The 9719-nt window shown below is 65.0% G+C and carries 8 protein-coding genes; 4 read left to right on the top strand and 4 right to left on the bottom strand.

Annotated features, from left to right (window positions below):
• Nucleotides 1–428 precede the first annotated feature (428 nt).
• The 4 genes from JK364_RS53515 (at nt 429) to JK364_RS53500 (ending at nt 3809) form a co-directional block, all read left to right on the top strand.
• On the top strand, nt 429–599 hold the full coding sequence (locus tag JK364_RS53515; protein WP_020867429.1) for a hypothetical protein: 171 nt from the start codon (nt 429–431) through the stop codon (nt 597–599).
• Nucleotides 592–1092 (top strand): flavin reductase family protein, encoded by a 501-nt coding sequence (locus tag JK364_RS53510; protein ID WP_201858734.1) that lies wholly within the window; start codon nt 592–594, stop codon nt 1090–1092. The genes JK364_RS53515 and JK364_RS53510 overlap by 8 nt, the downstream gene beginning before the upstream one ends.
• 111 nt (nt 1093–1203) lie before the next feature.
• The gene (locus JK364_RS53505) at nt 1204–1569 is read left to right on the top strand and encodes a VOC family protein (RefSeq protein WP_051574088.1); all 366 of its coding nucleotides are present in this window, start codon (nt 1204–1206) and stop codon (nt 1567–1569) included.
• 581 nt (nt 1570–2150) lie between these two features.
• The gene (locus JK364_RS53500; RefSeq protein WP_307841717.1) at nt 2151–3809 is read left to right on the top strand and encodes a sodium:solute symporter family transporter; all 1659 of its coding nucleotides are present in this window, start codon (nt 2151–2153) and stop codon (nt 3807–3809) included.
• Between the two features lie 95 nt (nt 3810–3904).
• Here the strand turns inward: JK364_RS53500 and JK364_RS53495 are convergent, their stop codons facing one another.
• The 4 genes from JK364_RS53495 to JK364_RS53480 form a co-directional block, all read right to left on the bottom strand.
• Nucleotides 3905–5203 carry an MFS transporter gene (locus tag JK364_RS53495; protein ID WP_201858732.1) on the bottom strand — a complete coding sequence of 433 codons (1299 nt, stop codon included), beginning with the start codon at nt 5201–5203 and terminating at the stop codon, nt 3905–3907.
• A gap of 744 nt (nt 5204–5947) precedes the next feature.
• Entirely contained in the window at nt 5948–7777 is a 1830-nt protein-coding gene (locus tag JK364_RS53490; RefSeq protein ID WP_201858731.1) for an AMP-dependent synthetase/ligase, read from the bottom strand.
• Between the two features lie 239 nt (nt 7778–8016).
• Nucleotides 8017–8565 carry a TetR/AcrR family transcriptional regulator gene (locus JK364_RS53485; RefSeq protein WP_020867436.1) on the bottom strand — a complete coding sequence of 183 codons (549 nt, stop codon included), beginning with the start codon at nt 8563–8565 and terminating at the stop codon, nt 8017–8019.
• A 68-nt stretch (nt 8566–8633) separates the two neighbouring features.
• Entirely contained in the window at nt 8634–9401 is a 768-nt protein-coding gene (locus JK364_RS53480; RefSeq protein ID WP_037965923.1) for a creatininase family protein, read from the bottom strand.
• Between the last annotated feature and the right edge of the window lie 318 nt (nt 9402–9719).

Below are 9719 nucleotides of genomic sequence, written 5' to 3'. Positions count from 1 at the left end.
GCCGAAGGCATCGAAGCCAACCCGCTCCGCAAGCAGAACCTCCTCCACCAGCTCCCGGTAGCGGTGCTCATGCGTAAGCCCGACCGGGGTGTCCCCCTCAGACATGAGGATGAAGTCCATACCGACCCTTCCGTCGAATGTTAGTGGGCGATAACGTAGGGCGTAGCCCAACCCAGGTCAAGGCCCCAGGAAGAGCGACGGGCGTTACCTTGCGATAACAACAGAGGTCGACCGGGCGCGCACGGGAGGGGCCGCGACCAGAGCGACCCCGGTCACATCGCGACCGACAGCCACACAGGCGGCCGCGGACTGACGCGACTCCCGCTTCGTTACTGCGCACTAACGGATTCACCTCTCCATACGGGGGCTTGACCGCACCCAAGCCACGTCATATGTTATTCGTCAATAACATTTGAGGAAGGATCGACATGGACGTCATCGTCATGACTGAGGGGGACATCCCGACCGGGCTCGCACGTGAGCACCGTTACCGAGGGCCGGTCGAGGAGGCGCCACTCGCGGCGCACGTCGACGTTGATGCCTTCGGCGGCTACCACGACCCCGCCGTCCGAGCTGTCCGCGAGGTGTGGAATGGCTGATCAAGTCCAGGGGCTGGACGCGGCTGCCTTCCGTTCGGCATTGGCTCAATTCCCTGCCGGCGTGACGATCGTGACGACCCGAAGTGCCGGGGGCACCCCGCATGGGTTCACCGCGAGTTCCTTCGCGGCGCTGTCGCTCGATCCACCACTTGTTCTGGTGTGCCTGGACCAAGGAGCGGACTGCTTCCCAGCTTTTATAGCGGCTGAGCGGTTCGTCGTGAACATCGTGACGCCCACGCATGCGAAGTTGGCCATGAGGTTCGCCACGAAGGGCGAGGACAAGTTCGCACACGGAAGCTTCGAGTCCGACGAGGGCGGACACCCGATACTGCCCGACGCCGCGGCGGTCATCCGCTGCGAGCTGGAGCAAGCCATCCCCGGCGGAGATCACGTCATTCTCATCGGTCGTGTACACGACGCGCGCGTAGGCAGCGGCAAGCCGGTGATGTGGTACCGCGGTGATTTCCTCCACCTCGGGCAGAGCGTTACATGACTGACATCGGACCCGGCTCGTCAGCTCCGGTGGATCGCACGAGTGGTTCATCCACGCGCGGCGCGCGGTGTGGTGGAACCCTCCGCTCGGACCGTACTGCGGGGCCGTCCGGTGAGTGATTCCGTGGAGGTCGACCTCGTGAAGATCGGAAACGTGCTGCACCCAGTGGCCGACATCGACGCCGCCGTGCGCTTCTACGCCGACACCTTCGGCCTGGCCACGAAGTTCGTCGACGGCGACCGCTACGCCGCCCTCGACGCCGGCGGTACCACGTTGGCCCTGACCGGCCCTGCCGAGGACGTCACCGGTGGGGTGCCCGCGGCGTCGTTCAAGGTCCCCGACGTGACCTCGGCGCTCACCGCCCTCGTACAAGGCGGCGGATCCGTCGTCCGGGAGCCCGAGCAGGGCCCGCACGAGGTCCGGGCCGTGGCCCGGGACCCATGGGGCAACACCGTAGTGATCTACGGGCCGCGGTAGCGGTCAGTCCGGTAGCGGGTCGGCCTCCGCCATGCCCCGGACCGAGACGCCATCTGATGCCCATGAGATTCCTGTTCGTGTCCCTCCCCGGCCGTCGGCCAGATCCTCGACCTTTCGCGCGCCGGAACAAGCCGCGTGTCCGAGGCACCCATACGCGTCGGCCGAGTCACCCGCCCTCGAAGCCCGGAAGGTTTCCGTGCGCCCCGTCTTCTCCTCGCCCTCACCGGATCACCCGCCGGCACCGGACCCATCGCTCGATGCCCTCCGACCGCGACACGGTGAAAGTCTCCGCGGAACCACGCGTCGTGCCCGGCGTGCATTCGTCGCCGCCAACGCTGTCCCTCTTGTCGTCGGCATCGCGCTGTCCTTGCTGACCGCCGTTCCCGCAGTTCATGTGTACGGGCACGTCACTCTCGGCCTCGTCTGGGGCATCCTGCAATGCGGCCTCTTCGCCGCCACCGTGTGGGTGTACGAGACGCGATGCACAGCCTGTGATCCCGTCGAGCGGCCCCGGACCTCCGGCATACCCCAGGCCGAGACGTCGGGTGCGTCCCCCGTCGATGATCCCTGGCGGTGAAGCGGTGACCGTGCACATCGTGGGCGCAGGTGTACTCGACCCGATCGGTTCAGACGCCAGAGGCCCCGTGATCGTCGCCTTCCTGGTATTCATCGGGCTGTCTCTGCTGTGGCTTTTCACGCTTGCCTCGAGTCAGGAACACGAGCCGGAAAGGCTCTACATCGCGGATCGGTCACTCTCTCCGGTCTTCAACGGGTTCGCCATGGCGGGCGAGCAGATCACGGTCGTCACCTTGTTGGTGACGTCCGGGTTTATCGCTCTGTACGGCTACGACGGGTTCAGCATCGCCATCGACCTCATGCTCGCCCTCGGTGTACTGCTGCTCCTTGCTCAAAAAATACGCGACAGCGGACTTTACACTCTCGGTGACATCTTCTCCCTGCGTGCTGTCGGGCGCGCGTCGCGGACTGCCGCGGCTCTGGTGACACTTGCGATCACCATTCCCCTTCTCATGGTCCAACTGCGGGCTACCGGCATCAGCGTGGCCCTCCTGATCGGCCGGTCGAACCATGGAACCCAAGTGGTCTGCACGGTGCTGATGGGGCTTCTCGTCGGCTTCTTCGCCGTCGTGGCAGATCTGCGGGGCACCAGTTTCATGCAGGTCGTCAAGGTGGTCGTCACCCTGATCATGCTTTCGCTGATCACGCTGCTGGCCCTCAGCAGATTCGAGTGGAACCCCGGGTATCTGCTCTCCGCGGCGGCGGAGAAGAGCATGTCGCCGAACGGATATCTGAGCCCCGGACTCTGGCCGCGCACCGCGAACCTCGGATCACTCAACGCGATCGGCGAACACATCGTCGTTATCCTCGGTACGGCCGTGCTGCCGAACCTGATCCTGCGTGTGAGTGCCTCCCGCACCGGGCGCTCGGCACGCCGATCCATGAGCATTGCCTCGGGACTGGGTGCTGCCTTTGTCGTCCTCCTGAGCGCGGCGGGCTTCGCGGCCGCGGCCGTGGTGGGAGGCGACGTCATCCGAGCGGTTGACGACGTTGGGCAGGGGTCCCCGATTCTGCTGGCTTCGGAAGTACTCCCGCACGGCTCAGTGGCGCGCGTTGCGCTCATCACGGCCATGGCGTCCGTGGCCTTCCTCGCCGCGCTCACGACCGTGTCAAGTGTGGCCTTCGCTGCCGCTGTCACCTTCGCGCGTGATGTGTTCGCTCAGGGCAAGGACCCGCGCACCCGAACCGGAGAAGCGCGAGTACTGCGTCTGGCCCTCGTCGTCCTGGTCGCCGTGAGCCTGTCGCTGTCCACAGCCATCAGCCGGTACCCGGTCGAGTCCCTGGTCATCTTCGCTCTCGGCGTTGCGGCGTCGGGTGTATTCCCGGCGCTGATCTACACGTTCTTCTGGCCCAAGTTCAATCGCCGGGGGCTTCTCTGGTCCGTCTACGGGGGACTGCTGCTGTCCATCGTGCTCACGGTCTCCTCACCCGTCGTCACCGGTACCAAGAACTCACTATGGCCGGAGTTGAGTTTCAACTGGTATCCGTACTACAACGCGGGCATGGTGTCCGTGCCAGCGGCACTCTTCCTCGGGTGGATCGGCAGCCTCACCTCACCAGAGAGTTCTCAACCGGTTGTCGGTGCAGTGAGTACGACGGGAAAGGAAGTCGGACGGAGGAGTACAGCCCGCCCGCGGACAGCGCGCGGTCGGCATGCGGGCTGATTCGCCGCGGTTGTGGTATTCGCAGGCTCGACGATCTCCTGCACCCGGGCGGCTTCCGCACAGCGTTGCAGGAGATCGTGGACCTGGCCGTCCGCTTAGGCGGGTAGCGGCTTCGACGCGGTCTTCGGCAGTCGCGCGACGGTGATCACTCCGATGAGCGTTACGGCGAGGATCCAGTAGACGGGGCTGGTTCTGCTTCCGGTACCGGCCACGAGGGCAGCGGCGACGAGTGGCGTGATGCCGCCGATGATCACGCCCAAGTTGTAGCCGATCGCGATGCCTGAGTAGCGCACGCTTGCCGGAAACAGCTCCGTGGCCAACGGCCACGTAGGCACCTGCGCCCACCCGGTGAAGAACATGAAGACCAGATAGACGGCTCCGACGGCCCAGAGGTTGGTTGCTGCGATGAGGAGTGCGAAGACCGGCCAAGCGATGACGGCGAAGATGATGTAGGACGCCAGCAGGATGGGCTTGCGGTCGTAGCGATCCGTCAACTTGCCCGCCCATGGGTAGGTGAAGGTGGCCAGGGCGATGCACAACGCTGATGTCCAGGCGACGCCTGTGGCGGAGAATCCTTCCTCCTGCAGGAAGATGGCGAAGTAGGCAACGCCGAAGTAGCCGGTGCCGTTGAACGCGATAGCCAGGCCCGCCACACGGGCAACCGACAGCGGGTGGCTACGCAGAGCGGCCAGCATCGGGCTGCGCACGATCGCGGCCTTCTCCTTCAGTTCTTGGAATTGAGGCGACTCCTCGACCCGCAGCCGAGCCTGCAGACACACCACAGTGAGGACCAGCGAGAGGAGGAACGGAATCCGCCAGCCCCACGTTGCCATCTGGTCGGCCGGAACCAGCAGCCGGACCAGCCCTACGACGCCGGCGGCCACGGCGAACCCGAGAGTAGACCCCATGGAAACCGTCGATCCGTAGAAGCCCCGCTTGCCGGGCGGCGCCAGCTCGGCGATGTAGGTGGCAGCGCCACCGATCTCACCACCGGCAGCGAACCCTTGGGCGAGTCGCACAACGATGATTGCGATCGTCCCGGCGACTCCAATCTGTCCGTAGGTGGGCAGCAGGCCCATCACGCCGCACGCCGCGCCCATCATCACGATCGTCGCGACGAGGGCTGTCCGGCGGCCGCGGCGGTCGCCGAGGCGACTGAAGAACCAGCCACCGAGCGGACGGATGAGGTAGGACGACGCGAACACCGCGAGCGCGGACAGGGTTGAGACCGTCGGATTGTCGCTGGGGAAGAACAACGGTCCGATGGTGAGCGTCAGAAACCCATAGACACTGAAGTCGTAGTACTCGATCAGTGTCCCGACGCCGCCCGCCAGCGATGCACGCCGGGCGGACCTCAAGCTGATCGTCTTTTCGGAATGTTGTGCCGTCGTCATTGACTCTCCTTGTCACACCAGGATGGGAGATGCGCCGTTCGGCCGCCCTCGCCGCGCGAGGTCGACGCCGTCACGTTGCTCGGCGCGATCAGGGGGGTGGGTCCTGACTGGACCCTGCCGTCGGGTCAGGCTCCGAGGCACTGTGGCGAGGTCGACAGTCGCCGGTGCCCGATGCTGCCTCAGGGGGCTGAAGCCCCAATCTCTCTGGATTCGAGCGGCGCAGCCGTCAGGGCTACCTCGTCGGTGACTGCTGATTCGACGACTGCGGGATGGCCATCGGATGATGGGGCGCATTGATGGAGCGCCGCCGATCGCATGCCATACCTCGTGGGTCAGCAGGAATTGCGTACGCACACACTCGATGCACTTCGCATGTGCTGACTCTGACCCGTCGTACACAGACGCGCAATGCACTGATACGACTGGACTAATTCAAATTCCACAAGTATGGATGCAGAAGAGACATGGTCTGGGAGTGGCGCGCAAGAATGGAATTAAGTCAGCATTGCCGAACGACTCAAGCCGCAGAGCGGTCCGGGTAACCGAACTGCTCGGGCCAGGGCAGAAGCCGGAGATGATCTGTGGTTGTCGTGCCTGTAGCGCGCTCACCGGGTCTGCGCCGCGGTGCCGGCTTGCGCTGCTCGGAGCTGTTGTCGTGTCAGATCGGGAGCTGCATGAGTCCACTCATTGCTGTATGCGCGTCAGCAGATGTAGGAGCCACGGCCAACTCATCAAGGTTCTTCGCTAATGCGACCGCGGCCGTAGGTGGTTCGCGATCACTGTGTCGTCATTCCCGCCGTACATTTCGTCGATCAGCGTAGCGAATGAATTCACTACCGCGTTCCGCTTGACCTTGCCATTCGCGGTCCGCTCGCCGCGTTCGGCCTCGAGGGGCCGAGGCAGCACACGGAAGTCCTTCAACTGTTGTGCGCGTGCGAGGTCCGTGTTGACTCGCCCGAGCTCGGCTCGCAGGCGTTCGGACAGCGCCGTCGTAGTCAGCGCCTTGGCCTGTGTGCTCGGCTCGAGCAGCACGGTGAGGCACTTGCGCGCGTCGCCCACGACGATTGCTTCGCTGATCAGCGAGCTCTCCTTCAGCCGGGTTTCGATCGGCTGCGGATTGATCGTTTTGCCGCCGCTGGTGATGATCACGTCCTTCTTTCGACCGATGAGGCGGATCTCACCGTGCGCGGTACGCTCAATCAGGTCGCCGGTACGGAACCAACCGTCCTGCAGAACGGCATCTGTCTCCTTGGGGTTGCGCCAGTATTCGCGAAACAGCAATGGTGCGCGGACCAGCATTTCACCATCGTGTGCGACCTCGACCTGGAAGCGTGGGTCCGAGAATTTTCGACCAATATATCCCGGGCGCGGAAACGTCTGGTCGAAATGAGCAACGGGGCAGCCGGCTGTTTCGGTGAGGCCATAGCATTCGCGGAGATCCAGCCCCCAGATCTGCCACAGCGCGATGACGTTCTCGGGCATCGCGGCAGAGGCGGTGAAAGCGACGCGAAGGCGGTCCAATCCGACGCTTGCCCGCAACGGCAGGAAGACACGGTGAAGCACTGCGGTGTATGCGATCCGCAGCAATACCGAGGGATGACCACCGGACCAACGGCGCTCGGCCATTCGGCGACCGACCCACATCGCGCCTTTGTAGGCGTACCGGCGCACCCGGGGCCAAGCCCGCGTTCGTGCGATCAGCTCGCCGGCGACCTTCTCGTAGAAGCGCGGGGGCCACAGCAGCGCCGTCGGTCGCACGGTGCGCAACGCGTCCTCGTAGTCCTCGATGCGGCAGTACGTCACCACGAGACGGGAGAGCAGCGGAGTGAAGATCAGCAGCAGCGCCGGCGCCACGTGGGCCAGCGGCAGGAAACCGACGATGTCCAGCTCACGGCTGTCGAGCTCCGGATAGAGGCCGACGACGGTCTGGACCGAGTGCTGAAGCGTACGGTGCGAGTGTGTGACGCCTTTCGGAGCTCCTGTGGAGCCCGACGTGTAGAAGAGAACGGCGGGGTCGTCGAGTGCCGTGGCAGCGACCATCTCGACCAGACGGTCGGATACGACGCTCGGATGCCGCGCTCCCTCTGTGCGCAACTCCTCCCACGTTGTCCCAGTGATTGCCCCAGGCAGCGCCGGCGGGGTGGTGTCCATGCCGACGACGAGCCGCAGCTTGGGTGTGCGGGCCGCGATCTCCGCCACCTTGTCGAGCTCCGTGGTTGCCTCGCCCATAAAGGCCACTGCCTCGCTGTGCGCCAGGATCTGCTCGATCTCGGCGGGCGAGTTGGTCGGGTAGACGCCCACCACCACGCCGCCGACACTCTGCACGGCCAGTGCGGCGAAGGCCCATTCGGGGCGTGCGCTGCTCATCACCGCGACGCGATCGCCGTGCCGCACGCCGTGGTCGACAAGGCCGAGCGCGATCTCGCGTACTCGATCTCGGTACGTCCGCCATGTGATCGCGTGCACAACCCCATCGCGCCAGTGGCGCAGCGCGACAATGTCGGGGTCGGAGCGCGCACGATCAAGCAACAGCTGCGGATGCGTCCGGATCGGTTCAAAATTCATCAGATCCATCGCACAGCCTCTCCGCGGATCCACCAGAGCTGACAAGCCGGGCCCGATAGGTTTCATGTGACACCCTGCCACGCCGAGGTCCACCCTGGACCGCCGCCAACGACGTGGAGCCGACGCTCGCCGCCAGCGGTTCGCCGACATCCGGGTCATCCCGAAGCGCCGGGTCACCTCACGGTCACCAACCCGGCCTGGATCAGGTCAGCGGCTACGAGCCGCGTCCTTGAAGACCCCCACTCCTGTCAGATCGCGTCCGCGGGGACGAGTAGCGCGTTGATCGCGGCGGTGCGGATGGTCGTCGCGACGATGTCGGGATCGAGGCCGCTGTTGAACTGGGGCACCGCGTTGATCATCGAGAAGACGGCGTGTGTGAGAACGCGGGTCTGCGCGTCTGACAGGTCGGGCCGCAGCCGGGTGACCAGTCCGCTCCACTCTTCGGCGTAGAGGCGCATCATGCGCCGCATGCGATGGCGCTCGTCTTCCGGGACGTTGTGTTCGTTCTTCAGGAACACCAGCGTGGACGGAACGTTCTGGAGACTGCGTTTGACGTGGTAATCGATCATCTCCTCGAGTGCCTTGCGGGGATCCGTCACCTCGGCTGCCGTCTTGCGGGCATGAACCAGCAGTTCGTTGAGCGGATCCTCGAGCACCGCGATCAGCAACGCCTGCTTACTCGGGAAGTGCCGGTAGAGCGCGGGGCCGGTCACACCGGCACGCGCGCCGATCATCTCAGTGGTGACCGCATCGAAGGCACGCTCGTTGAACAACTCTCCGGCGACCTTGATCAGCACCTGCCGACGGGTGGCGCGGGGAGACGCGGTACGGGGGGAAGGTGAGCTCGACACACGTAGAGTCTAGTCTAGGTGAGCGGTCGATAACGTGCCCTTGCGTGTTCCGCGAGCAGGTCGGCCACCGCGGTCAGACAGGCGAAGCCCAGCTCGGACGACATGCCGCGCGGATCACCGAGCACCCCGCTGGGTGCGACCGCCTTGACACCGTCAGTGAATACGCGGGCCAGCAACGCGTCATCCATGGACCCGGTGAAACCTGCGGCGGCGCGATCGTTCCTCACCGCGTCCGGCCGCACGGCTAGCATGATCGAACTTTCGGCGACATCGGCATGGCCTCCGACGTGGTCGGCGAGGCCGGCGACGCGTTGAGCGGCGTCGCGCCATGCGCGGAGGACCGCTGCCGAGTCTGCGAACGCGATGACATCCAGGCCGGAGGGAAGCCGCGCGGCGAGCTTCGGCTCGATGTCACCGAGCACCGGGTAGTTGCCGATATGCGCCGAGAAGATCAGCACCCTGCGGAAGCCGTGCCCGGCGAGGCTCGCACAGCAGTCGGCGCAGATCGCTTCGAGCGTCTCGGCCCGCAGGGAGAGCGTTCCGGCGAAGCCGAGGTGGTGCGACGAACAGCCGATCCGCACCGTCGGTAGCACGAGCGCGTCGCCAAGCCGCTCGGCGACAAGAACACCCAGTCGATCGGCGTGATCACTGTCGACCGACATCGGCAGGTGCGCACCGTGCTGCTCCGTGGCGCCCAGCGGCAAGACCGCCGTACGCATACCGCTCGCGATGGCACTCGCGATGTCAGGCGAGGTCAAACGCTCAATCCGCAACTCGCTCATGTGTGGTCACTCCTCCTCCTGTGCCTGCTCGACCCGTACCTCGCGGATGCGTCACTACTCGGCGGATGGAGAGAGGCCCGCAGTCGAGGCTTACACACGTTACTCATAATTAACACGTTCACCATCCCTCGGGGGCCTTGACCTGGGCTGGGCTTCGCCCTACGTTATCGCCCACTAACATTCGACGGAAGGGTCGGTATGGACTTCATCCTCATGTCTGAGGGGGATACCCCGGTCGGGCTTACGCATGAGCACCGCTACCGGGAGCTTGTGGAGGAGGTTCTGCTTGCGGAGCGGGTTGGCTTCGATGCCTTCGGT

It is taken from the genome of Streptomyces endocoffeicus, from assembly GCF_016741935.1.
Lineage (GTDB): Bacteria > Actinomycetota > Actinomycetes > Streptomycetales > Streptomycetaceae > Streptomyces > Streptomyces endocoffeicus.
The sequence above is the reverse complement of the archived record's forward strand: the minus strand, read 5'-3'. Positions and strand labels throughout refer to the sequence as shown.

Excerpts from the sequence above, each read along its gene's own strand:
- JK364_RS53515 (WP_020867429.1), top strand. The coding sequence starts at position 429 with ATGGACGTCATCGTCATGACTGAGGGGGACATCCCGACCGGGCTCGCA.
- JK364_RS53510 (WP_201858734.1), top strand. The coding sequence starts at position 592 with ATGGCTGATCAAGTCCAGGGGCTGGACGCGGCTGCCTTCCGTTCGGCA.
- JK364_RS53495 (WP_201858732.1), bottom strand. The coding sequence starts at position 5,203 with ATGACGACGGCACAACATTCCGAAAAGACGATCAGCTTGAGGTCCGCC.
- JK364_RS53490 (WP_201858731.1), bottom strand. The coding sequence starts at position 7,777 with ATGGATCTGATGAATTTTGAACCGATCCGGACGCATCCGCAGCTGTTG.
- JK364_RS53480 (WP_037965923.1), bottom strand. The coding sequence starts at position 9,401 with ATGAGCGAGTTGCGGATTGAGCGTTTGACCTCGCCTGACATCGCGAGT.